This window comes from Archangium sp. (assembly GCF_057119385.1).
In genome coordinates this window covers 55,794-78,186 of the sequence record NZ_DBNGVP010000120.1, presented here as the reverse complement: position 1 = coordinate 78,186, position 22,393 = coordinate 55,794, and the positions used below count along the sequence as shown (strand labels likewise).

At 70.5% G+C, this 22,393-nt stretch carries 20 protein-coding genes and 1 pseudogene; 15 read left to right on the top strand and 6 right to left on the bottom strand.

The features are described from left to right. On the top strand, positions 1-798 hold the full coding sequence (locus AC16DP_RS29675) for a hypothetical protein (RefSeq protein WP_329730513.1): 798 nt from the start codon (positions 1-3) through the stop codon (positions 796-798). Between the two features lie 61 nt (positions 799-859). Here AC16DP_RS29675 and AC16DP_RS29670 read toward each other — a convergent pair whose 3' ends face one another. Then, the gene (locus tag AC16DP_RS29670) at positions 860-2,428 is read right to left on the bottom strand and encodes an LVIVD repeat-containing protein (RefSeq protein ID WP_329730514.1); all 1,569 of its coding nucleotides are present in this window, start codon (positions 2,426-2,428) and stop codon (positions 860-862) included. 189 nt (positions 2,429-2,617) lie between these two features. Here AC16DP_RS29670 and AC16DP_RS29665 point away from each other — a divergent pair, with 189 nt between their 5' ends. The 7 genes from AC16DP_RS29665 (at position 2,618) to AC16DP_RS29635 (ending at position 11,040) form a co-directional block, all read left to right on the top strand. Continuing rightward, positions 2,618-4,000: a WD40/YVTN/BNR-like repeat-containing protein gene (locus AC16DP_RS29665; protein ID WP_329730515.1), complete on the top strand. Its 1,383-nt coding sequence runs from the start codon at positions 2,618-2,620 to the stop codon at positions 3,998-4,000. Positions 4,001-4,003: 3 nt separating this feature from the next. Further along, a complete protein-coding gene (locus tag AC16DP_RS29660; protein WP_329730516.1) occupies positions 4,004-4,624 on the top strand; it encodes a hypothetical protein in 621 nt (206 codons plus the stop codon). Next, the gene (locus AC16DP_RS29655; protein WP_329730517.1) at positions 4,621-5,841 is read left to right on the top strand and encodes a YncE family protein; all 1,221 of its coding nucleotides are present in this window, start codon (positions 4,621-4,623) and stop codon (positions 5,839-5,841) included. The genes AC16DP_RS29660 and AC16DP_RS29655 overlap by 4 nt, the downstream gene beginning before the upstream one ends. Further along, positions 5,838-6,533 carry a c-type cytochrome gene (locus AC16DP_RS29650; RefSeq protein WP_329730518.1) on the top strand — a complete coding sequence of 232 codons (696 nt, stop codon included), beginning with the start codon at positions 5,838-5,840 and terminating at the stop codon, positions 6,531-6,533. Before AC16DP_RS29655 ends, AC16DP_RS29650 begins: the two co-directional genes overlap by 4 nt. 54 nt (positions 6,534-6,587) lie before the next feature. After that, positions 6,588-7,196 carry a TIGR02265 family protein gene (locus AC16DP_RS29645; protein WP_329730519.1) on the top strand — a complete coding sequence of 203 codons (609 nt, stop codon included), beginning with the start codon at positions 6,588-6,590 and terminating at the stop codon, positions 7,194-7,196. A gap of 203 nt (positions 7,197-7,399) precedes the next feature. Then, positions 7,400-9,709 carry a hypothetical protein gene (locus AC16DP_RS29640; protein ID WP_329730520.1) on the top strand — a complete coding sequence of 770 codons (2,310 nt, stop codon included), beginning with the start codon at positions 7,400-7,402 and terminating at the stop codon, positions 9,707-9,709. Then, positions 9,706-11,040, top strand: a complete 1,335-nt coding sequence (locus tag AC16DP_RS29635) for a hypothetical protein (RefSeq protein ID WP_329730521.1) — start codon at positions 9,706-9,708, stop codon at positions 11,038-11,040. Before AC16DP_RS29640 ends, AC16DP_RS29635 begins: the two co-directional genes overlap by 4 nt. 93 nt (positions 11,041-11,133) lie before the next feature. Here AC16DP_RS29635 and AC16DP_RS29630 read toward each other — a convergent pair whose 3' ends face one another. Next, a complete protein-coding gene (locus AC16DP_RS29630) occupies positions 11,134-12,108 on the bottom strand; it encodes a terpene synthase family protein (protein ID WP_329730522.1) in 975 nt (324 codons plus the stop codon). 417 nt (positions 12,109-12,525) lie between these two features. Here AC16DP_RS29630 and AC16DP_RS29625 point away from each other — a divergent pair, with 417 nt between their 5' ends. The 5 genes from AC16DP_RS29625 to AC16DP_RS29605 all read left to right on the top strand — a co-directional run bounded on the left by AC16DP_RS29625 (position 12,526) and on the right by AC16DP_RS29605 (position 16,067). Beyond that, a complete protein-coding gene (locus tag AC16DP_RS29625; protein WP_329730523.1) occupies positions 12,526-13,047 on the top strand; it encodes a hypothetical protein in 522 nt (173 codons plus the stop codon). A 65-nt stretch (positions 13,048-13,112) separates the two neighbouring features. After that, entirely contained in the window at positions 13,113-13,520 is a 408-nt protein-coding gene (locus tag AC16DP_RS29620) for a DUF2203 domain-containing protein (RefSeq protein WP_329730524.1), read from the top strand. Between the two features lie 131 nt (positions 13,521-13,651). Then, complete coding sequence (locus tag AC16DP_RS29615; RefSeq protein ID WP_329730525.1) at positions 13,652-14,257, top strand: hypothetical protein; 606 nt, start codon at positions 13,652-13,654, stop codon at positions 14,255-14,257. A 74-nt stretch (positions 14,258-14,331) separates the two neighbouring features. Next, entirely contained in the window at positions 14,332-15,240 is a 909-nt protein-coding gene (locus AC16DP_RS29610) for an NmrA/HSCARG family protein (protein WP_329730526.1), read from the top strand. 77 nt (positions 15,241-15,317) lie between these two features. Continuing rightward, the gene (locus AC16DP_RS29605; RefSeq protein ID WP_329730527.1) at positions 15,318-16,067 is read left to right on the top strand and encodes a hypothetical protein; all 750 of its coding nucleotides are present in this window, start codon (positions 15,318-15,320) and stop codon (positions 16,065-16,067) included. Here the strand turns inward: AC16DP_RS29605 and AC16DP_RS29600 are convergent. Then, a complete protein-coding gene (locus AC16DP_RS29600) occupies positions 16,064-16,339 on the bottom strand; it encodes a hypothetical protein (RefSeq protein ID WP_329730528.1) in 276 nt (91 codons plus the stop codon). The two genes, AC16DP_RS29605 and AC16DP_RS29600, sit on opposite strands and share 4 nt — an antisense overlap. A gap of 217 nt (positions 16,340-16,556) precedes the next feature. Here AC16DP_RS29600 and AC16DP_RS29595 point away from each other — a divergent pair, with 217 nt between their 5' ends. Beyond that, positions 16,557-16,814: a hypothetical protein gene (locus AC16DP_RS29595; protein ID WP_329730529.1), complete on the top strand. Its 258-nt coding sequence runs from the start codon at positions 16,557-16,559 to the stop codon at positions 16,812-16,814. Positions 16,815-16,829: 15 nt separating this feature from the next. Here AC16DP_RS29595 and AC16DP_RS29590 read toward each other — a convergent pair. Beyond that, a pseudogene (locus AC16DP_RS29590) lies at positions 16,830-17,748 on the bottom strand (ornithine cyclodeaminase family protein). Between the two features lie 280 nt (positions 17,749-18,028). On the opposite strand from AC16DP_RS29590, the gene AC16DP_RS29585 reads away from it, so the two are divergent. Then, positions 18,029-20,089 (top strand): ATP-binding protein, encoded by a 2,061-nt coding sequence (locus AC16DP_RS29585; protein ID WP_329730532.1) that lies wholly within the window; start codon positions 18,029-18,031, stop codon positions 20,087-20,089. A 4-nt stretch (positions 20,090-20,093) separates the two neighbouring features. On the opposite strand, the gene AC16DP_RS29580 is transcribed toward AC16DP_RS29585, so the two are convergent. Together AC16DP_RS29580 and AC16DP_RS29575 are read right to left on the bottom strand one after the other, a co-directional pair. Continuing rightward, entirely contained in the window at positions 20,094-21,461 is a 1,368-nt protein-coding gene (locus AC16DP_RS29580; protein ID WP_329730533.1) for a class II 3-deoxy-7-phosphoheptulonate synthase, read from the bottom strand. A 505-nt stretch (positions 21,462-21,966) separates the two neighbouring features. Next, complete coding sequence (locus tag AC16DP_RS29575) at positions 21,967-22,374, bottom strand: Mpo1-like protein (RefSeq protein WP_329730534.1); 408 nt, start codon at positions 22,372-22,374, stop codon at positions 21,967-21,969. Between the last annotated feature and the right edge of the window lie 19 nt (positions 22,375-22,393).

Genomic DNA, 22,393 nt, shown 5'->3' with positions numbered 1-22,393 from the left:
ATGGCGAAGCTCCTCGTCTTCTGTGAGTCCCCCGCCGACCTCGAGACCATCCAGGGGCTGGTCGATCGTGTCCTCCGGGAACGAGGTCCCGATTGGGTCCGGGAGCTGCTCGAGGGCCCTTCCGAAGACGCTCGGAAGGGCTTCCGCGATTGGGTACCCGATGGAGAGGGCCGGAACCATTTCGACCTTCACAAGCTGTCGGCCTACGCGAGCCGTCTCAAGCTCCGTGTGCCTCAGGGGCACTTCGCGGGACGGCCGGGAGAAGCTGGTGCCCTCATGGGGCGCACCGCCTTCCTCGTGGCCCGCGAGCTCGCACTGAGCGGCACGGAAATCGACGCGGTCATCCTCGTCTGGGACATGGATGACCAGGGAACCGCCAGACGCACGGGTCTGCACCAGGCCCGTACCGAGGCCCGGCCCCTTGTCTCCTTCGAGCTCGTCCTCGGAAGCCCCGACCCGATGCGTGAGGCCTGGGTGCTCGCCGGATTCGAGCCCGAAACGGAGGCCGAACGGGCCCGCCTCGCCGCCATGCGCCAGGAGCTTGGGTTCAACCCCTGTGAGGAGGCCCACCGGCTCGATGCGAAGAAGGAGCAGGCCAAACGCAGCCCCAAGCGCGTGCTCGAAGTCCTCACAGCCGGTGAGAGGGAGCGGGAAGTTCGCTGCTGGACCGAGGCTCCCCTCGTGCTCCTGCGCGCTCGCGGCACGCACAGTGGGTTGACCCCGTTTCTCGATGAGACCACGGAGTCGCTGGTTCCACGTCTGAGCGGTGTTCCTCCCAGGCCGCTGACTCAGGACTGACAGAGGGATGCTCGATACCCTCACCCCGTCCCTCTCCCGGAGGGAGAGGGGTGGTTGCGCATCAGGGCTCCGGGAAGATGAGCAGTCCCCTCGATGTGTCGATGACGTACACGTACCCGTCTCCCGGTACCCTCATGCCGATCGCCCCCTCGTAGAAGCTCTCCCCCCGGCCCGGATCCGTCTCGCGGTACGTGTTGTAGTACGCCACCTCCCTCGGGCTCTCCGGCTCCGAGACGTCCAGCACCCTCACCCCGTGATGGTAGTACGCGATGTAGAGCCGCTCGCCCTTCAGCACCATGTTGTGGATGGACGCGTTCTCCTCCCGCTTGTACTCGCCCACCCGCTTCGGCTGCGCGGGGTCCGTCACGTCCAGCACCCGCAGGTGCGCTCCCCAGTTCTCCCCTCCCTCGAACGCGATGCGCCTGTCTCCGAACTTCCCCACCGCGTTCGCGTGGCTCGTCGCGTACGGGTACGTGTACGCCCCCACCTTCCTCGGATTCGCCGGGTCGCTCACGTCCACCATCACGTACCCGCCCGACCAGTGGTTGATGTACAGCATCCCCTCGAAGGCCAGCGCGTCATGCGGGTAGCCCACCTGGGGATTCGAGCCCGCTCCCACCTCCCCGTAATCACCGAGCCGCCTCGGCTCCGTGGGCTTCTGGATGTCGTAGATGAACGTCCGCGGCGAGGGGCCCGGTGACATCGCGTACAGCCGCTCCCCCTCCACGAACACCGTGTGCACGTCCACCCGCCCCCCCTGTCCCGATGACACGCTCTTCACCAGCTGCGGACTCGCCGGATTCGTGATGTCGAACACCACCACGCCCGTGCTCGCGCTCGCCACGTACAGCGCGTTCCCCTTCGCCCATACCCCGTTCCAATAGTTGTCGTTCGGCTGGCTGATCCACTTCTTGAACACCGGCGCCTCCGGGTTGCTCACGTCGTACACCGTGAGCCCTCCGGGCTCGGTCCCATCCGGGATGGACACCACGTACGCATGGCCCTGCGTGACGTAGACGTCCACTGGCAGGCCCCCCTCCACGAACGACTCGGAGACGAGCCTCAGCCCCGAGGCCTCCGCCTCGCCCGCGCGCCGCGCCCAGCGCTCCGCCACGAAGGTGCCCGCACCGGAGATACTCCCGTCGCGGCAGTTCACGTAGCAGCCGTACAGCCGGTTGCCCTCGGCCCGGCACCCCACCACCGAGTTGCGCAGCGTGGTCGAGGTCCCCTGCGTGCGCGTGCTCGACAGGAAGAAGGTGTCCGCGTCCACCTGCCGCTGCGCCGGCTTCACTCCCCGGAACGAGTCCAGGCTCCCATCCGCCGACACACGGAAGGAGCCCGCGCCGATGCCAGGAGACTCGGCGTCGAGCCGGTACAGCATCGTGTAGATGCCGTCCCCCGGAATGCCGGCCAGCGAGCCCGTGTCACACCGGGAGACATCGAAGCCCTCCAGCGCTCCGCAGGTGGCCTCCGTGGTGGGGCGCACCGTGCACGCCGCGTAGCGGCCCGTGTCCACCCAGTCTCCCTGGACATCGTGGGTGGCCGGCACCTCCGGCGGCTCGCGGTTGCAGGCGGACAACGGCAGGACTCCAATGGCCAGGACCGCACAGGCGCGACGCGTCCATCTCATGTCGGCGTTTCCTTTCGTGACTCGGAGCGCCCACGATACCGCGCCCCCGGAGGACGGCCCTCCCACCCTCGCGCACGCCCGGTGAACGAGCGAGCCACCCGACACATATCCATCCCCTCTCACCGGGCACCGGTATACCCTTCCACTCCTGCCGTTCATCGTGCGGGCTCCGCCCACGGAGGGCCTCCCATGACATTCCTCTCTTCACTCCGCCGCGCGGGGCTGCTGGTCCTGCTCGCGCTCCACACCCCTCCCGCCCTGGCGCACCTGGGCTACCCCGACACCACCAGTGTCACCGTGCGCCGCGGCCATCCCGAGGACATGTTCCTCGGCGCCACCTTCGGTGCCGTCATCTCCCGCGACAGTGGCAAGAGCTGGAGCTGGATCTGCCCCGAGGCCATGAACTACGGCGGGTGGCGCCCGGAGACCTTCCTGTGGCAGCCCGATGGCACCCTGCTCGCGGCCACCGGCGCCGCCCTCATCCGCTCGCAGGACGGCGGCTGCACCTGGTCGGTGCACGACTACTTCAAGTCCCGGGGGCTCTGGCCCATCGGGCTCGCCTCGCCCCCGTCCAATCCCTCGCGCCTGTGGGTGACGACGAGCCGCAGCGCCTCGCGCAACGGCGTCTACCGCAGCGACGATGGGGGCCAGACGTTCACCCCCGTCCTGCAGAGCGACACCGTCGTCTTCACCGCCGTCAAGGTGGCGCCCTCGGACTCGCGGCGCATCTACGTCTCCGGTGGCACCGCCACCAGCCTGCGCATCTACCGCAGTGATGACGAGGGCGCGCACTGGGAGGAGATCGCCCAGTCCTTCCCGGCCTACCCGGCGCCCCCCTACCCGTACGACTTGTTCGTCATGAAGGTGTCCGACACCGACCCGGACCGGCTCTGGGCGCGCGTCTCCTGGCAGGGCTGGACGTACGTGCTGGAGAGCAAGGACGGGGGCCGCACCTTCACCTCCGTGCTCCACCCGGAGGGTGAGGCCCAGGACGGCCTCGGCGAGTACCTCATCGGCATCGAGGTCTCCGCCGACGGCAACACCCTCTGGGCCGCCACGCACACGCGGCTCTTCCGCGTCCGCGCCGGGGAGACCTACGCCACCCAGTTGCCCCTGCCCGACGGCAATGCCTGCGCGCAGCGCGAGGGCGATGTCCTCTACGTCTGCGGTGCCTCGCGCCTGCACGACTGGGCCCTGGCCACCACCACCGATGAGGGCCAGACGTACACGCCCCTCTTCAACCTGCCCGACACCAAACCCCCCGCGTGCCCCGCCGGCACTCCGACGCATGACATCTGCCGGCCCTACTGGCCCCAGTTCGCCCCCACCATCGAGGCCGACCCGAACCTGACGCCCGGGGAGACGGGAGATGCCGGGACGCCGGACGGTGGCTCGCCGGGCGCCGACGCGGGCACGAACCCCGGAGATGGTGGCATCTCCGAGCCCACTCCGCCGGAGCCCCCGCCTCCGCCCAGGAAGGGCTGCTCGTCCACCAGCGGCCTGGTGCCCGCGGCTTGTCTGCTCGCGCTCTCGCTCTTCCGCCGTCCGCGGCGGCGCAACCCGGAGAACTGACCCATGAACGTCAAACACCTGAGCACCGCCTGCGTGGCCGCCCTCGCCCTCGCCACGTCCGCCTGTGAGCAGGGCACCGCCACGGATTGTGGAGAGCCCCTCTACGCCGGCAAGTCCACCGACGAGGCCTGGCGCGCCCTCGTGGATGTGAAGCAGCGGCCGCTCGACGCCTCCCGCGCCGTCAACCTCCTCTCCCCCTCCCCGGGCGAGGTGTACCCGGCCGATGCCACCCCGCCCACCTGGGAGTGGACCTCGCCCCTGCGCGCCTCGCTGCGGCGGCCCGGCCCGGGCATGCTCGCGCTCGAGTCCGCGCCCCGTCCCTCGCGCTCCTTCGGCGCCTGGCTGGGAGACCTGCTCCTGCCCACCGCCCACGCGCACCTGCCTCCGTACACGGGAGACCTCTACTGGGTGGAGATCTCCGCCGGTGGCGAGTGCCCCGTGGCCCAGGTGGTGACCTCGGAGCTGTCCTGGCAGCTCGACACGGCTACGTGGGAAGCGCTGGGCAAGCACGCGGGCAAGGACCTCACCGTGCAGGTGATGAGCGCCTACCTCGTGCAGAACCGCGTCACCGAGGGCCCCTACCGCCTCGCCGAGCCGCGCACCTTCCGCCGGAGCGCGCCGTGAGGCGGCACCTGATCGCACTGCTCGCCCCGCTCGCGCTCGGGGCGTGCACCGGCACGGAGCCGCCGGAGCTCGACTTCGCCCATGACACGGCCTGGCCCACGGGGCCGGAGCTGCCCGGCCTGGGCGGCGGGCGCATCGTCGTCACCAACAGCCTCGATGACACCGTGAGCCTGCTGGACCTGGACAGCATGGGCTCGCCGGACTGGGGCGAGCTGGCGCGCATCCCGGTGGGGCTCAACCCCGTGGAATTGGAGGGGCCGCACCACGCCGCCTTCTCCCCGCGCGGGGACTACTACTACGTGGGCCTCTCCTACTTCGTGCCCGGCGCCGGCTCGGGTCCGCACGGCAACCACGGCAGCGGCACCGCGGATGGTTACGCCCTCAAGCTGGACGCGAAGGACAACCGCCTGGTGGGCTCGGTGCGCGTGGACCGCAACCCGGGGGACCTCATCCTCAGCGCGGACGGCCGCACGCTGTACCAGACGCACTTCGACATGTTGAAGATCCAGGAGGCAGCCAACAGCGGCACCACCGATGAGAGCAAGATGGACGCGCGCCTGGCCATCCTCGACGCGGACACCCTGACGCGCAAGGCGATGGTGCCCCTGTGCCCGGCGCCGCACGCGGTGCGCCTGTCCCCCGACGAGACGCGCGCCTATGCCGCGTGCATCTCGGACGAGGTGGCCGTGGTGCAGCTCGACACGCCGGCGCCCACCGTCACCCGCGTGAAGATGCCCAACGCGGGCACCGCCCTCGCGCCCAGGCACGAGCCGTATGCGCTCACGCTGTCTCCCACGGATGGCGCGCTGTGGGTGAGCTCGCTCAAGAGCCGCATCGTGCACTACCTCGACCCCGAGTCGCTCACGGTGAGGCCCGAGCGCTCCATCTACGGGCTGCGCGGCGCGCCCATGTTCGGCGTCGTCACTCCGGACGGCAAGACGCTCTACCTGCCCTACCAGGCGGTGGACGCGGTGGCCGTCATCGACACGGCCACCTCCGCCATCCAGGGGGAGATCCACCTGTCGGACGCGGGCTGCCTCAACGTGCACCAGGTGGAGCTCACGCCGGATGGCCGGCATGCGCTCGCGGTGTGCGAGGGCGACCACCGGGGCCCGGGCACGCTGCACGTGCTGGACCTGCAGGCCGGCGAGGTGGTGAAGACGGTGAAGGTGGGCATCTACCCGGACTCGGTGGGCATCCTGCGGAGGAAGCCATGAGGTGGTTGGGATTGGGAGCGGTGCTGCTCGCGGCCGGCTGTGGGCCCACGCCCGCGGCGGAGTACGGCGAAGAACTGTTCCGCGACGCGGCGCTGTCGGAGAGCCAGTACAACAGTTTCTCGTGCGCCACGTGCCACGCCACCACGGCCACGCCGCCCGCGGGAAAGACATACGTGGGCCTGTCGCTGCACAACGTGGCGTCCCGTCCCCACTGGTGGGGCGGTTACGAGACGCGCCTGCTGGACGCGGTGAACTTCTGCTACACGGCCTTCATGCGTGGCGTCACCCCGCTCACGCCCGAGGACCCCAGGAGCCGCGCCCTCTACGAGTACCTCGTGAGCATCAGCCCGGACGCCCAGGCACCCGCCCAGCCCTTCACGCTCGTCAAGGACATCACCGACGTGCCGCGTGGCAGCGCCAGCGAGGGCGAGCGCGTGTACGAGGCCGCGTGCCAGGACTGCCACGGCGAGCCGCATACCGGGAAGGGCCGCCTCACCGAGCTCGCCTCCATCCTCCCCGAGGTCTCCCGGGACTACGGCACGCTCTTCCCCGGCGTGCCCCCAGGGCTCGTCTTCATCGAGAAGGTGCGGCACGGCCGCTTCTTCGGCGTGGGTGGAAATATGCCGCCCTACAGCCAGGAAGCTTTGTCGGACAAGGAGTTGGGGGCACTGCTCGAATTCTTGGACCTCTAGAACAGACCCCCGTGAACCGTCGTAGAGTAGACGTCACTCCCGGGGGTCACACGCATGAGCACGGCGCAGTCGTCGCAGGGGTCCGCAGCAACGCAACAACAGCTGGAGCAGCGTCTGGCCCTGGTGGGGCCCAAGGACACCACGCGCGGATTCCTCTTCGGCTCCGCGCTGGAGCTGGTGCGGACCGAGGGGAACGCGGAGTCACTCAAGCGCTGCGTGGACGCGGCCGGAAGCGGCAACTTCACCGCCTTCTTCTCCTACCCCGTCAGCACCTTCCTCAAGCTGACGTACGCCGCCGCGCGCGAGCTGAGCGACAAGCACGGCGGCTTCGACGGGGCCATGCAGCACCTGGGCATGCGCGTCGCGCCCCGCTTCCTCGAGTCCACCACTGGCAAGATGCTGCTGTCGCTGGTGGGCAAGGAGCCCAAGCGCCTCATCGAGAGCATGCCCTCGGCCTACAAGACGGCGTGGGACCACGGCTCCTGCACGCTGACGTGGACCGGCCCCAAGAGCGGGCGCGTGGACTACGTCAACGCCGTTCCCGGGGCCTACTTCGCCGGCTCGCTGATGCAGATCCTCAACGCCGCCCAGCTCAAGGGCGCGCGCGCCACCGTGCGGCAGAGCACCCTCACCGACTTCTCGGTCGAGTTCTCCTGGGAGTAGGCCAATTGGAGCGAGTCCTGTCAGGAGGTCTCGTGCAGAGCGAGCCTCCTGAGCTGTCCGGGCGTTGGTCCGGGGCCAGCCAGGGGCACGCCCTCTGTACTCGGGCCAGGTGCGCTGGCCGAGGGCGGCACGCGGGTGTTTCCGAAGGCGGACGGGGAACCTACGCCCGGGTGCCTTCGCGTCGCTCGGCCCGGGGGTAGACCATGCGCGCTGAGGCCTTGGCACACAGGTGGGCGACGCTGCTGGGGGCCATGCTGCTCTCCACCGGCTGCGTCGCTGAGCGGGCCTCCCATGCCCTCTCCACGCTACGGGAGGTGGGCGCCACGGCCCCCTCACTCGAGGTGTCCTCCCCTGTTGCTTCCACGGAGGCGGACGAGCCCGCCTTCTCCTCCGAGGCGGGTGGGCAGCAGCGGTTGCACCGCCGCCGCAGCGCACGCGGATTGAGCCCGGACGCCTCCCTCGCGAGCGCGGGCCAGGCGCCCGCGTCCGAGCTGGCCAGCACGGGGCCTGTCTCCGAGGAGCCGCCCTCGTGCGGAGGGCAGGCGGTGCCCCCGGGCTGGCCCGACTTCTCCTCCAGCCCCGAGGAGTTGCTGGCGCCCTTCCTCACCTGCTCCTCGCCCGGGGAAGTCCTCGCCCTGCAACAGCGCGTGGACATGCCCCGGCTGCTGGAGGCCCTGGACGACTGGAGCGCGGTGCGCCTCGGGGCCCTGGGCCCACCGCGCGAGGACATCGCCCGCCTGCTCAACGACAAGCGCACCGCCCTCCTGGTGAAGGCCCCCGAGGCCCATGGGCGCCTCAATGCCCAGGTGCTCGCCGTCTTCACCGTCGACTCCTCCCATGACGATGACTTGCGGGAGATGCTCTTCCTGCTGGCCCGGGACAAGCGGCTGGAGGAAACCCTCGCGCTGCTGCCCGCCTTCCAAGCCGCCCTGGAGAAGCGGGGGCTCAAACCCACGGCCCGGGTGGACAGGGACTCCGAATTCGCCGACCTGGGCCGAGGCGTTCTCCGATTTGGCGCCGACGCGCTCTCCAGCACTTCCATGAACGACGCAGGGCGCGAGCTCGCCTTCTTCCCCATCCGGGGCCAGTTGCCGCCGGAGTACCAGGAGGCCCTCGCCAGGGCCCGGAGGGAGCTGGTGGAGCACGCCTCGGCGGACACCCTGGCGTTGAGTGCTTTTGACGAGCTCACCTTTGGGGTGCCGCTGGGGGGCTACCACTTCGTCGCCACCTCCCTGCATGGGGTGGAGTCGCTGTGGCGGGGAGAGTGGGAGCAGGGCATGCGCGAGGCGACACCGGCGCTGGTGCTGGCCCTCCTCGGGGGCTACAAGGGCGTGCGCTCCCTCGCCACGGGGGAAGGCGCCGCGGGCGTGCGCTCGCGCCTGCGCACCGGGGTGGACGCCGCGGACGCGCGGCTGCGGGCCCTGAGAGAGACGGCGCGGCAGCTCCAGGGAGTCATGAACCTCCAGGGCCTGCGCGACCTGGCGGGGTACATCCGGGCCAGCCGTGAGGCCGGGCGCTTCGTCGCGGCGGGCGGGGCGGACGCCGCGCTGGCACTGCACGAGGCCCGGGGAAACGTGGCCCGTGCACGGCCGCTCATGTCCAAGGCAAGGCCTGGGGCCTCGGGCTCCCCTCCCTCGAAGAGCGGGGCGGGCGCCGGGAAAGCCGCCGCAGCGGCGGACGAGGCCGCACGTCCCTCCGCCACGAAGGCTGGTGCCGCGGAGCGACAGGGCACCCTGGCCTCGCTGGTGGACGAGGGCGTGGGGCACACGCTGCCGGTGGTGGAGGCGAAGCTGGCGGTGGCGGAGCTCGAGGCCACGGGCCCGCGCCTGCCCAGGGACCTGAGGGTGCTCGAGCAGCACCGCCCCTTCCTCGACGCCCCACCACCGGAGGCCCGGGGCAACCCGCGCTGGCGCGAGTACGTGGAGTACTACAACGAGCGCTTCAAGGAGGTGGAGAGTGGCACGGCCGCCGAGGGCCCCCTCAAGTGGAAGGGCTACGAGCAGTTGCGCGGGTGGTTTGCCCGGGGGCTGGCCTTCGAGCGCGACATGGTGAGGCTGCTGAAAGCGGACGCGGAGAAGCCGCGGGCCCAGCGCAGCCTCCTCGGGGATTTCGACAAGCCCCGCATCGAAACGCAGGTGGGCGTGTGGAAGCCGGGCTCAGGCCTGCGCTTCGCTGACGTGCTCGTCATCGAGGAAGGCGCGCTCGGCCCAGGGCCACGGCGCGTGGAGACCTTCAGCTTCAAGAGCCGCGATCTCGCGGGACTGCGAGGTCCAGCTCTCGAAACCCAACTGGCTGCGGATGCGCGAGAAGCTCTGCAGAAATATGGAGAAAAGCTGGACATTCGCCGGGATTCTCTGCGGTCCCTTCTCCCGAGAGGTGGCGAGGTGGAAGTGCCGAGGGTGCGTCTGGTTTACGAGGGCGGCGACCTCAAGCCCTTGAACGCAGACCGATTGAGAGCCGCTGTCACCGCAACGAAAGACGCCGTCCCGGGCGTGGAGGTTCTATTCCAATGAAGGTGTTGGAGTTGTCGCGCCTGGAGGACAGCCTCCTGCTCACATTTGACGGTGCTTTCGACCAGCAAGCTCCACTGGAGAGTGAGTTGGAGCCCCTGCTTGGAGAACTCGAGCGATACGCTGATGGGTGGATGCCGGACATCGTTGAAGGCAAGCGTCGACGCAAGTACTCCCGCTCCGCGATTTGGAAGGCGCTGGAGGAGAAGCGTCACGAAAGAGGAACGTCCATTGGCCTCTACCGGACGACCTGGCCCACGTTGGAGATATGGCCTCGGCTTGATTTCCCACCGCTTACTCCCAAGCTCACCATCTTGCTCGAGGTGCAGCCGCTCGCATTCTTCTCGGAAGCGGAGCGTTGCCGGTTGTTCGTGGAGATGACGCGAGCCTGGGCCTCTCACTACCCTGTGACTCATGCCGCAGCCCACAGCGTCGCTGACAGGAGCCTGGCGGGCTCTCCTGATTTTGGGCGGGATGAAAAGGCGGCACTGAGAGACGGATTCGACAAAATCTACGAGGTGTTCTGGCTCAACGTCTTCGGCCCCCATCTGGTGGAAACCGTGGGCCGCGAGCGCATGCTGTCCACCCCAGCCCACCGTGTGGAGGAGCTGCCCAACGGCTCCGTCCTCCTGGTGACGTGGCCCACCGTGGCGGATTTCGCCAGCAAGGAGGCACGGCTCGCACAGGCCCGCGCTCACGCCCACCTCCGCCCGGACCTCGACTTCGACACCGTGCTGCGTACCTTGCATGAGCGCAGTGCCATGCTCGCCCCCGTGGAGCCCCGTTTCCACCCGGAGCTGGCCTCGCTTCTCTCCCGGGTGGTGGACCAGGCCGCCAGTCACGAGCGCCAGCGGAGGATTGCCGAGCTCAACGCGTGGCAACCCCCCGAGCCCGAGGAGTGGCGCCCCGCCGGCTCCGCGCTGCCTCCGGACGTGGACGACCCGGAGCGCTCGCTCGAGCATTACGGCGACCTGGCCGAGCACCTCGTGGCGCTGCTGCACTCGGACGTCCCCTCCGTCTTCGAGGCCACGCCCGAGTCCCTCACGGACGCCGACTTCTACTTCTGGCGCGAGGAATTCCCGAAGAGCCGCCTGAGGGAAGCCATCGACGCGCACGCGGTGCCCGCCATTGGCGCGTACCTGGGCGAGGTGCTGGTGCGCAACCTCGGCGGCCGGTGGATTCCGCGCCAGAAGCTCGAGGAGGCCCAGGTGCTCGTGGGCAACCGCGTCTGGCTTCCCTTCCTCCGGGCCCGCAACTACATGCGCTCGCGGCAGGCACTGCTGGACTACTCCCTCACCTGGCTCTACCGCATCGCCGAGCGGCACCGGGGCTGAAGGGCGAAACGACACGGTGCTCGCCGCCCCGCTTCACGAGCGCCCACGGCTCTGCCCCTTACGGGAGGGGCACACCAACGAGCGTGGAGCCGCTCACGCCACGCGCACCCCCTGGGGGGCCGCCTCGCCCGCGCCCTCCTGGTAGCGCCCCGTCTGGATGGACCAGTCCACGTTGGCGCGCACCCAGCGGCGGATACCGGTGACGTAGCGCGCCACGTGCGCGTCGTGCTCGCCGAACGAGGGCAGGCGCTTCTCCTGCTCCAGGAAGCGCCGCATCGCCGTGTCGTGCATGTCCACCGCCACGTCGATGGCCTCCTGCAGCCCCAGCCCCCGCTCCTTCTGGAGCGAGAACACCAGGTTGGGGTGGAACTCGTCCTGGAGATCCTGCGCCAGCGAGAACAAGTCATTGGCCCAGGCGATGATGTCCGTGGCCGTCTCCACGAGCTGCTGCAGGGCCGGGTGCGCCAGCACCTCGTCGGGCAGCAGGAAGCCCTCGATGGCCTCCACCTGGGTGAAGCCCATGTACGTGCCCACCGACAGGCGGCGCAGCTGGATGTACGTGTCCACGTCCAGGCAGACGCGGTTGCCGCGCACATCCGCCTCCCAGATGGTGCCCTCGAAGTAGCACCAGCAGGCGTGGATGAAGCGCTTCATCCACTGCTCCGGCATCCGCGCGGCGATGCGCTCGCGGATGCTCGCCAGCAGCCACAAGAGCGGCGGCGCGTCGTGGTAGGGAATGGCGCCCTCGAGCACCGCCCGCGCCATCTCGCTCTGCTGGCGCACCCACTCGGCGGGCACCTCGCCCACGTCCACCTGGTCATCCCACGAGAAGTTCCAGATGAGGAAGTCCAGCGCCGCCCTCAGGTTCTCCTGCGGCACGTCCGGGTGGCAGCGGCCCAGCAGGAAGGGGAAGTGGCTGCGCTGCAGCTTGCGGAACACCGAGTGCCTCGCGTGCACACCCAGGTACTTCGACCAGCGCTCCAGCGCGTCGCCCTCGATTTGCGTCATGAGGGGGTGCAGTTCCGGAGTGATCGGGCAGAACAGCTGCGGCAGATGAAAGTCGCTCATGATGGTCTCGCTCTCCCCCGACTGCTGACGAGTCTGCTTCGACACGGAGTCGTGCAAGGCATGGGCCCACGTGAAGGGTTGCCCTCGCCCACCAGACCTGGCTCCCGCGTGATGCGAGCCTTTCGAGATGGGGGGGCGTAGAATTCCAATAGGGCTTTCAATTCTATTCAGCCCTGTCCGGATTTGCGGGGAGGTCCGTCCGACCCTCCAGGTCATCAGACACCCGCCCCCCATGCGCAACCCGTGCGCGTGGGTCGCGAGAGGAGGACGCGCGCGAACAGACGTCTGACTTAGGGGGTCTCCACAGGTCCTTTCAGACCCGCCGCTCGCCCGCTCCCCCTGTCCCGCAAGACATTCCACCTGCTGCGCGGGCTCCCTACCTTTGGGGCAGCCGAGGTACGCCAGCAGGAGACATCTATGGGCAGAACCTACAGTTTCGAACCCTTCAAGTCGCAGCAGCCCGCCCAGACCTACCAGGGCTCGGGCCCGCGGCTCGGCAACGACGAGCACGAGCTGGCGCTGAGCCAGGACAAGGCGGAGCACGCCATGCTGCCCAAGGCCCCCGCCACGTACGGACAGGCCCATGCCGAGACCGTGAAGCGCTACCGCTCGCGCGCGCAGGCGAGGAAGCGCGCACCGGCGGCGAAGACGGCGGGGGCGGCGAAACCCGCGGCCAGGAAGGCCACGGCGCAGGCGAAGCCCGCGGCGGCCAAGAAGGCACCCGCTCGCAAGCAGACGGCGGCCGCGGCGGCCCCCAAGGCCACCCCGAGCCGCAAGCCCCTGGTGGAGAAGAGCCCCGCCCGGAAGAGCGCGGACACGCCCGTGTCGCTGCGCAACGTGGGACGCAAGGTGCTGTCGCGGGCCGCGGCCGCGGCGAAGAAGACCGTGGCGCGCGCCGTGAAGACCGCCGCCAGACGCGTGCCGACGAAGAAGCGCTGACGACGAAGCGCGGAGGCGCTCTCCGCCCCTCTTCACCGGTCCCGGGCGCTAAGCTCGGGGCCGCCATGCGCTACTTCGGAGTGGAAGAAGCCAACCGCCTCATCCCGCTGCTCACCCGCACCTTCACCGGGGTGCGGCCCTTCGTGGAGCGCGTGCATGCGCTCGTGCGCGAGCTGGACGAGCTCCAGGCGGCCGGTGCCGGCCCGGAGCGCACCGCGCCCCTGCGGGGGGAGCGGGATGCGCTCATCGACACCATCCAGAACGAGCTGGAGCAGTTCCAGGAGCTGGGCGTGGAGATCAAGGCCGCGGACGGGCTGGTGGACTTCCGCGCGCTCAAGGGCGGCCGCCCGGTGTACCTCTGCTGGCGCTTCGGCGAGCCCGAGGTGTCGCACTGGCACGAGCTGGAGGGCGGCTTCGCGGGACGGCAGCCCATCGTCCACGCCCACGAGTTCGCCGCGTCCTACCTGAGCTGAAGCACTCGCAGAGCGCCTGACGGAGGGGCCCTCGCCCTCCTGCCTGCCCCCATCCCCGGTTCCTGTCCTGGAGGGTGCTTCCTACCTTCCGGACCAGCGCTGGAATTCAAACGACGGGCAAGGAGACAGGGATGCGCACGTACAGCTTCGATCATTTCAAGGCGGACAAGCCGGAGCCCAGCACGACGAACCCGGGCGGTGCCGAGCAGACGCCTCCCGCGGAGCAGTCCAAGCCCCACACCGACGAGGGAGTGCACTACGGGCGCCAGCACGCGCAGACGGCGGAGCTGTACCGCAAGCACCGCGAGGAGCGGGAGCGCGCGGAGCAGATGCGCGTCTCCGAGACCCCCGCGCGGTCCGAGGCCGCTCCGCGCGAGGCGAGGGAGCAGCGGAACGCCGAGCCCGTACGCCAGGAGGCGAAGAAGGAGCCCCGGGCCGAGCAGCCCCGGGCCGAGCAGCCCCAGGCGCTCGAGTCGGACGAGGCCGGAGCCGCGGGCCTGAAGGGCCTGGCCCAGCAGGCGGTGTCGAGCGTGCTGGAGGCGGCGAAGGAGGCGGCCAAGGGGAGACCGCTCAGCGGGGCGCGGAAGCTGGCCGGTGAGGCCTTCTCCGGCGTGCGCCGGGTCGCCCAGCAGGTGTCCGCCCGGACGGGCCGCACGGCGAAGCAGGAGCAGAAGAAGGAGCAGGAGAAGGAGCAGGAGCGCGGAACGAAGAAGAAGGGACCAGGCAAGAAGCGCTAGCCATTGGCCCGGCCCCTCGACCCACGCGCCGCCCATCCCCACCTTGGGAGAAGGTTCTCGTCCGGAGGAATCGCATGTTCCGACCCCTGACCGTGTTGGTGACCGGTGCCACCGGAAGGCAGGGCGGCGCGTTGGCCCGCCTGCTCCTCAAGCGGGAGCACCGCGTGCTCGCCTTCGTCCGCTCCCCGGACGCACCCGCGGCCGTGGAGCTGGCGCAGCGGGGCGCGGAGCTCGTCACCGGGGACTTCGATGATCCCGAGAGCCTCGAGCGCGCCATGGCGGGCGTGGACGCCGTGTTCGCCATGGCCACGCCCTTCGCGGGCGGAGGGCTCGAGGGCGAGGTGCGCCACGGCCGCCACCTCATCGACGCCGCGAAGCTGGCCCGCGTGCGCCATTTCCTCTACTCCTCGGTGGCGGGCGCGGACCAGAACACCGGCATCCCCCACTTCGACACCAAGCACGTGGTGGAGGAGCACCTGCGCCGCAGCGGCCTGCCCTACACCATCGTGGCGCCCGTCTTCTTCATGGAGAACTTCCTCGGCGCCGCCTACGCGCAGCGGATGCGCGAGGGCGTGCTGTCGCTGCCCCTGCCGCCCCACCAGGGGCTGCAGATGGTGTCCATGGCGGACCTCGCCGCCTTCTGCGCCCGGCTGATGGAGTGGCCCGAGGAGCTCTACGGCAAGCGCGTCGAGGTCTCCTCGGACGAGGTGACGGGTGAGCAGGCCGCGGCCCTCCTCTCCTACGTCAGCGGCCACAAGCTGCACTACGAGGAGATGCCGCTGGAAGCCATGCTCTCGGCCAACGAGGACCTGGGACGCATGTTCGAGTGGCTGCAGCGCGTGGGCTACCATGCCAACATCGCCCTGCTGCGCCGCGACTTCCCCGAGGTGGGCTGGCACACCTTCGAGGACTGGGCGCGTGTGCAGGACTGGGACGCGCTGCTGGGCACCGCCTGGCGCGGCACCACCGCCGCCGGGCCCTAGCCTCCACACCAGGCGGCCACCGCCCCGCTCCAGCATGGACCCGGGTCCACTCCTAATGTTGAGGGAGGAGAACCCCCATGCGTACGCGCGCTCCCTGGCTCGCGCTCGCGGCGCTGCTGCTCGCCGCGGGCTGCGTCACCCCCACCACCCTGCAGCCCCTGCCGAGCACTCCCACCACCCAGGCCGGCGCGGCCGTCGCCGAAGCCGAAGGCGTGCGCCTGGTGGCCGATGGCGACGCGTGGAAGGGCAACCCCTCGGACCTCGAGCGCATCGTCACCCCCGTCCAGGTGCGCATCGAGAACCAGAGCGGCCGGCCCCTCCGCATCCAGTACGACGCCTTCTCGCTCAAGGGCAGCTCCCAGTTCTCCTACGCGGCCCTCTCGCCCTTCCAGTTGAGCGAGGAAGGCCACGCCGCCGTGGGCGGCTCGGGCTACGACAACAACGTGGGCCTCTCCTTCGGCGTGGGCGTGGGCTCCCGCTGGGGGTGGGGACCGGGTGCGTTCGCCTGGGGCCGTCCGTGGGGCCGCGGCTGGTATGGCTCGGGCTGGTATGATCCCTGGTACGGACCGGGCTGGTACGACCCGTTCTGGGGACCGTACTCCTCCTGGTACGCGCGCCCACCGCCGGAGCCGCTGCCCACGCGCGACATGCTGCGCAAGGCGCTGCCCGAGGGCACCCTGGACCCGGGCGGCACCCTCACCGGCTTCCTCTACTTCCAGAACGTGAGCGAGCGCGAGGGCACCGTCACCCTCCAGGCGCGGCTGGTGGACGCGCGCACCGGAGAGACGTTCGGCACCCTCTCCATCCCCTTCGGCGTGCGCTCCTAGTGCAGGAGCGTGGGGCGCTCGGTGAGCGGCATCGGCGGGTGGGGCAGCAGCGAGTCCTCGCCGATGAGCCCCACCTTGCGGCGGATGGCCTCCCCCTTCAGCGGCAGCCCGAAGAGCGGACCGAAGAGACAGACATCGAAGGCGCCCGCGAGCAGGGGGACGAGCCCCGCCAGCGCCATCAGCTTGCCCTTGACCGAGCCCGTGGACAGGCCGCCCACCACCAGGGACGCGCCCGTCAGCATGCGCGTCCAACGCCCCGTCCTCGAAGCCATGAAGCCCACCATCATCATCCACCTCCGGACCCGGGGAAGATGGGCATGCGCGGGCAGACGACACCAGCGCGCCCCGGCCGCTCGCCACCTTCGTGCACCAACCAACCTTCGGCGCGAGCCTGGTTGCCCGCCCGGTGACGGGCCCTCGCCCCGTCCCTAGCTTGAATGTCCGGGGCCGCCGCCCGGCGGTCCCTCCAACGTGAGGAGGAGTGGGCACATGGCGGAGCGTTCGGAGCTGCACGAGGGCATGGTCGTCTGGACCCACCGGGGCGAGAAGCTCGGGCATGTCGTCGAGGTGACGGACGAGGGCTTCATCGTCGAGAAGAGCCTGCTCGTCTGGCGCAAGGACTACGCCGTGCCACTGGAGGACGTGCGGGAGATCGTCGCGGACGAGGTGTACCTGCACCACGGCCCCGACAGCCTCCTGTCCGGCCCGCGGGAGATCTCCCGCCCGCCGCGCCGCACCACGCACTGAGGTGCGCGAGAGGGCTCAGGCCCCGAAGTCCACGCGCTGCACCAGCTCGTCGTAGCGCGCGCCCTGGTAGACGTGCCAGGCCGCCACCAGGTCCTGGAAGGGCAGGCCCACCGCGCCGAAGAGGGTGACCTGTCCGGCATCGGTGCGCCCCGGCTTCGTGCCGGCCAGCACCTCGCCCAGCTCCGCGTGGATGACGTCGTCGCCGAGGCCCACGCCCGCGGGGGCGCCCATGGCCACGTTCAACGCCCGGTTGTCACAGAAGAAGAGGGACTGGCGCAGCAGCCCGGCGGAGAGCTCGGCCTTGCCCGGCTCGTCCGCGCCCAGCGCGGTGACGTGCGAGCCGCCGCGCAGCATGCCCGGGAAGAAAGGGCTCGCGCGAGGGCGTGGCGGTGATGACGATGTCCGCGTCCTCCACCGCCTCCTCCACGGACATGGCGGGCCGCACCGGCAGGTTGAGCGCGTGGTACATGCGGGTGGCGAACTCCACGGCCCGGGCCGTGTCCACGTCGAAGACGCGCACGTGGTCGAGGCTGCGCACCAGCCGCAGGCTCTTGAGCTGCATGGAGGCCTGGGCGCCCGCGCCGATGAGGGCCACCCGGGAGGCGTCCTGCCGGGCGAGCACGTCCGCCGCCAGCGCGCCCACCACGCCGGTGCGCAGCGCCGTGAGGTGGCCCGAGTCCATCATCGCCAGCAGCGCCCCCGTCTCCAGGTCATGCAGCTGCACCACCCCCTGGATGGCGGGCGTACGGCCGGGGAACTGCGCGTGCACCTTCACGGTGTAGGCGGGAATGCCGGGCAGGGTGCCGGGAAAGACGACCAGCGCGCTGCCCTTGTCGTGCAGGGGGGCGCGGGCGCGCTGGGGCTCCGCGGGGCGGCGCTCGGCGTCCGCGCGGAAGGCCTCGCGCATCTCCGAGAGGAGGGTGAGGGCCTCCATTTGACGGACGACATCGCTGCGGGTGAGGAGGAGGGTGCTCATCTTGCCTCCAACCTAACCCTTCCCCTCCCCCGGGTGGGGCTTCGTCGAAGCGGGGCGTCGTCTGCCCTCCAGGGAGGAGGGGCCAGGGCGGAAAGGGCCGGCAGGCCGCGCCGCCGGAAGGGGGGAATGCCGGACGGCTCCCGGGCTCCTCCTCCTGGCTCGCGGGTACGAGGCGGCGCTCCTCCGCCATGAGCAGACTCGAGGCGGGACACGGAGATCGCCTTGGGGGGGAGCGCGCATGAGGGATCAGGAGCCACCTCAACCACCCGGGCCATCCGGGCCGGAGCCCGAGGGCAAGTACCGGCTGGCGGACTTCCTGCGACGGCACCGGGAGGACATCCTCGCGGACTGGGAGCGCGCCGTGCGGAGCCGCCACCCGGACTCACCGGAAGGCGCCCTGCTGCGCAACCACATGCCCGAGTTCCTGGAGCGGCTGGCGGACGCGGCGGAGCAGGCCTCGGCGGGGCATCCCCCCCGGGTGCCCGAGTTCGTCCCCGGAGAGCACGGCCTGCAGCGGCTGGAGCTGGGCTTCGAGCCGGGCGAGGTCGCCCTGGAGTACGGGCTGCTGCGCCACGCCATCCTCCGGTGCCTGGAGCGCTCGGGCCACTGGCCGGGCCTCGCCGAGCTGGAGCTGATGGATGAAGCCATCGACCAGGGCATCATCACCGCCATCACCTACTACGCGCGCACGCGCGAGCGGATGATGCAGGCGCTGGAGCGCGTGTCCCAGGCGGCGCTGGAGAGCGAGGACCTGGACACCTTCCTGCCACGGCTGCTCAACGTGCTGATGGAGACGGCGGTGGCGGTGGATGGGGCCTCCATCCTGCTGCGCGAGGGGGAGCGGCTGCGGCTGCGGGCGGCGGTGGGGCTCGGGGCGGAACAGGCCCTGGCGGAGGGCGCCAGCCTCCCGTTGAACCAGGGCCTCACGGGCCAGGTGGCCGCCGAGCGGCAGCCGCGCTCGGTGCGCTCGGTGGCCACCCACCCCCAGATGCTCTACGAGCCCATCCGCGAGCTCGGCCTGCGCGCGACCTACAGTGTGCCCCTGCTGCACGGCGAGACGCTCGCGGGCGTGGCGCACATGGCCTCGAGGACGGTGTTCGAGTTCAGCGAGGCGGACAAGCTGCTCTTCCGGGCCATGGTCACCCGGGCCACCGGCTTCATCGTGCAGGCGGAGCTGGCCGAGCGCGAGCGGCTCATCCGGGCCGAGGCCCAGCACTCGCTGGCACAGCTGGACACGCTGTTGAAGGCCTCGCCGGTGGGCATCGCCTTCCTGGACCAGGAGCTGCGCTACCTGCGCATCAACGAGACGCTGGCCACCCTCCACGGCCACTCGGTGGAGTTCCACCGGGGCAGGCGCGTCCGCGAGGTGGTGCCCGACTGGGTGGCGGACCTCTACGAGCCCCTCTTCCGCCGCATCCTGGAGACGGGCCAGCCGGTGTCCAACCACGAGTTCATCAGCCACGGCCCGGACTACCAGGGCCCGGCACGCTACTGGCTGGGCAGCTACTACCCGGTGCGCGCCGAGAGCGGCGAGGTGCTGGGACTGGGCTGCGTGGTGGTGGACATCACCCCGCAGAAGGAGGTGGAGGCCGAGCTGCGCCGCTCCGCGGAGTTGCGCGAGCAGCTCATCGGGGTGCTGGGGCATGACCTGCGCAACCCGCTCAACGCCATCAGCGCCTCGGCGTTCCTGCTGGAGAGGACGGAGGACCTGAGCGACGGGGCGGTGCGCGCGGTGGAGCGCATCCGCAAGAGCGCGGGGCGGATGGCGCGGATGCTCAACGACATCCTCGACTTCGCGCGCAGCAGCATGGGCGGAGGCCTGCCGGTGCTGCGCGAGTGGGTGAACCTGCACGACATCGCCCGGGGGGCGTTGGAGGAGCTGCAGGTGACGCACCCGGGCCGGCGGCTGGAGCTGGAGGTCCGGGGAGACGGGTGGGGGTGGTGGGACGCGGACCGGCTGGCGCAGGTGGTGGGAAACCTGCTGAGCAACGCCTTGCATCACGGGAGGCCGGACACACCGGTGCGCGTGGAGGTGCGCGAGGCCGGGAGCGAGGTGCTGCTCTCGGTGCACAACGAGGGAGAGCCCATTCCCGCCGAGTTGCAGGCGACGCTCTTCCAGCCCTTCCGGCGAGGCACCACGGGCAAGGCGGCCACGCGCAGTGTGGGGCTGGGGCTCTACATCGTCCGGCAGGTGGCGCACGCGCACGGGGGCGAGGTGGAGGTGCGCTCCGTGGCGGGCGAGGGCACCACCTTCATGGTGCACCTGCCCCGGGGCACGCCGCCCTCGCCCCCCGTGTAGCGGCTCAGGAGTGGGGCGGGCGGGGCAGGCGGCTCATGCGCCGGGCGATGCGGAAGCCCATCTCCAGGGCCTGGCGGTAGTTGAGGCGGGGATCGCACAGGGTGGCGTAGTTGCGCTCGAGGTCCCGCTCGGTGATGCCGACGGCGCCGCCCATGCACTCGGTGACGTCCTCGCCCGTGAGCTCGAAGTGCACCCCGCCCAGGTGGGTGCCGAGCTTCTCGTGCACGTCGAAGCTCTGCTCCACCTCGTGCAGCACGTCATCGAAGTTGCGCGTCTTGATGCCGGAGGAGGTGCTCACGGTGTTGCCGTGCATGGGGTCGCACACCCACAGCACGAGCCGGCCCGCCTTGCGCATGGCCTCCACCACCGGGGGAAGCGCGTCCGTCACCTTCTGGGCGCCCATGCGGGTGATGAGGACGAGCTTGCCCGGCTCGTTCTCCGGGTTGAGCCGCTCGGCCAGCTGGACGGCGTCCTCGGGAGACACGCTGGGGCCGAGCTTCACGCCCACCGGGTTGCGGATGCCGCGGAAGAACTCCACGTGCGCGCCGTCGAGGGCGCGGGTGCGCTCGCCGATCCACGGCAGGTGCGTGGTCAGGTCGTACCAACCCGGGCGCCACGGAACCTGGCGCGTCTGGGCCGACTCGTAGTGGAGGTTGAGGCCCTCGTGGCTGGTGTAGAAGTCCACGCGGGTGAGGTCCGCCACGTTGCGCTCGCCCAGGGCCTCCATGAAGCGCAGGGCCTCGCTGAGCTTGCGGGTGGTCTGCTCGTACTCGTCGCGCAGCTCGCCCGGCACGGCGGCCTGCTGGAAGAAGCTCAAGTCCCAGTACTCGGGGTGGTGCACGTCGGCGAAACCACCGTCGCTCAGCGAGCGCACGAAGTTGAGCGTCATCGCCGCGTGGTGGTAGCAGGCCAGCATCAGCCGGGGATCCGCCCGCCGCGCCTCGGGGGTGAACTCGGGCCGGTTGACGAGGTCCCCGAAGTAGCTGGGCAGCTCCACGCCGCCGCGCGTCTCGGTGGGCTTGGAGCGCGGCTTGGCGTACTGGCCGGCGATGCGGCCCACGCGGATGACGGGCCGGTGCCCCCCGTGGATGAGCACCAGCGACATCTGCAGCATGATCTTCTGCCGGTTGGTGATGATGTCCGGACGGCAGTCGGAGAGCGACTCGGCGCAGTCGCCGCCCTGGAGCAGGAAGCGGCGGCCCTGCTGGGCATCCGCGAGCAGCTCGCGCAGCCGCTCCACTTCCCAGGAGGTGACCAGCGGAGGCAGCCGGCCGAGCTCCGCGACCACGTCGTCCACCTCCTTGGGGACCTCGTAGCGGACGTCTTGGGTGATGGGCTTCGTCTTCCAGGAAGTGGGGGACCAGGTGCTCATGCCAGGGACAGGAGTATCACAGTGGACGCCTGGTTCGCTGGGTGCGACACCGTCCCCGGCTCACTTCGTCGGCGGCGTGAGGGCCAGGGTGTGGAGGGCCTCTGCGACCATGCGGGTGGTGGCGTCGAGGTTCTCGAGGGAGATGGACTCGTCCGGAGCGTGGCCCATGTAGAAGTCCCCGGGGAAGGCCGGCCCGAAGTCGACGGCGCGCGGGAAGAGGCGCGCGCAGGTGCCACACCAACGTGAGCTCCACCACCGCGTCCAGCGAGCAGGCGCGGACGTACTCGGCGTAGCGCTCGGCTGGCGGCTTGCCCTTCAACGCCTGGGCGGAGAAGCGAGCGGCGCGAGCCTTCGGCGAGCCCTGGCAGCGGGAATCACCGGCGAGGGCGAGCGAGGGAATCAGCAACCCCAGGGCGGCGAGCAGTCGGGTAGGCATCGCGCCCCGGTGTACACCAGCGCCCGGGAGGTGTCCCAGGCGCCCGTTCCCCAGAGGGGAGGCCGCGTCCTAGCGGCCGTTGCGGCGGGTACGGACCGGAACCGGCACCGGCACCCGCCGCAAATGACCTCCGGACTGATCGTCCTCGTCCCGGACGCCGGCACGCGCGAGGTGCTTGGACAGGCGGCCCACCAGCATCAGGCCCGCCATGCGGAAGTCGGAGAAGAGGGACCAGAGCGGGTACTTGAAGGTCGCCGGGCGGTTGCGCTCGAGGGTGAAGTGGCTCACCCACGCGAAGCCGTAGCCGGACACCAGCGCGAACGGGAGCAGGTACGCCTTGCCCGTCAGCCCCGCGGTGACGCCCAGGCACACCGCCACCGAGGTGCCCAGGAAGTGCAGCCAGCGCGTGATGGGCAGCGAGTGCTCACGCAAGTAGTACGGCCAGAACTCGGCGTAGGTCGGGATGCGCTCGGTCATGGGTGAATTGTGCTTCCGG

Bases quoted from the DNA above. Each gene is read 5' to 3' on its own strand.
- AC16DP_RS29675 (WP_329730513.1), top strand. From the start codon at position 1: ATGGCGAAGCTCCTCGTCTTCTGTGAGTCCCCCGCCGACCTCGAGACC.
- AC16DP_RS29670 (WP_329730514.1), bottom strand. From the start codon at position 2,428: ATGAGATGGACGCGTCGCGCCTGTGCGGTCCTGGCCATTGGAGTCCTG.
- AC16DP_RS29665 (WP_329730515.1), top strand. From the start codon at position 2,618: ATGACATTCCTCTCTTCACTCCGCCGCGCGGGGCTGCTGGTCCTGCTC.
- AC16DP_RS29660 (WP_329730516.1), top strand. From the start codon at position 4,004: ATGAACGTCAAACACCTGAGCACCGCCTGCGTGGCCGCCCTCGCCCTC.
- AC16DP_RS29650 (WP_329730518.1), top strand. From the start codon at position 5,838: ATGAGGTGGTTGGGATTGGGAGCGGTGCTGCTCGCGGCCGGCTGTGGG.
- AC16DP_RS29645 (WP_329730519.1), top strand. From the start codon at position 6,588: ATGAGCACGGCGCAGTCGTCGCAGGGGTCCGCAGCAACGCAACAACAG.
- AC16DP_RS29640 (WP_329730520.1), top strand. From the start codon at position 7,400: ATGCGCGCTGAGGCCTTGGCACACAGGTGGGCGACGCTGCTGGGGGCC.
- AC16DP_RS29635 (WP_329730521.1), top strand. From the start codon at position 9,706: ATGAAGGTGTTGGAGTTGTCGCGCCTGGAGGACAGCCTCCTGCTCACA.
- AC16DP_RS29630 (WP_329730522.1), bottom strand. From the start codon at position 12,108: ATGAGCGACTTTCATCTGCCGCAGCTGTTCTGCCCGATCACTCCGGAA.
- AC16DP_RS29625 (WP_329730523.1), top strand. From the start codon at position 12,526: ATGGGCAGAACCTACAGTTTCGAACCCTTCAAGTCGCAGCAGCCCGCC.
- AC16DP_RS29620 (WP_329730524.1), top strand. From the start codon at position 13,113: ATGCGCTACTTCGGAGTGGAAGAAGCCAACCGCCTCATCCCGCTGCTC.
- AC16DP_RS29615 (WP_329730525.1), top strand. From the start codon at position 13,652: ATGCGCACGTACAGCTTCGATCATTTCAAGGCGGACAAGCCGGAGCCC.
- AC16DP_RS29610 (WP_329730526.1), top strand. From the start codon at position 14,332: ATGTTCCGACCCCTGACCGTGTTGGTGACCGGTGCCACCGGAAGGCAG.
- AC16DP_RS29605 (WP_329730527.1), top strand. From the start codon at position 15,318: ATGCGTACGCGCGCTCCCTGGCTCGCGCTCGCGGCGCTGCTGCTCGCC.
- AC16DP_RS29600 (WP_329730528.1), bottom strand. From the start codon at position 16,339: ATGGCTTCGAGGACGGGGCGTTGGACGCGCATGCTGACGGGCGCGTCC.
- AC16DP_RS29595 (WP_329730529.1), top strand. From the start codon at position 16,557: ATGGCGGAGCGTTCGGAGCTGCACGAGGGCATGGTCGTCTGGACCCAC.
- AC16DP_RS29585 (WP_329730532.1), top strand. From the start codon at position 18,029: ATGAGGGATCAGGAGCCACCTCAACCACCCGGGCCATCCGGGCCGGAG.
- AC16DP_RS29580 (WP_329730533.1), bottom strand. From the start codon at position 21,461: ATGAGCACCTGGTCCCCCACTTCCTGGAAGACGAAGCCCATCACCCAA.
- AC16DP_RS29575 (WP_329730534.1), bottom strand. From the start codon at position 22,374: ATGACCGAGCGCATCCCGACCTACGCCGAGTTCTGGCCGTACTACTTG.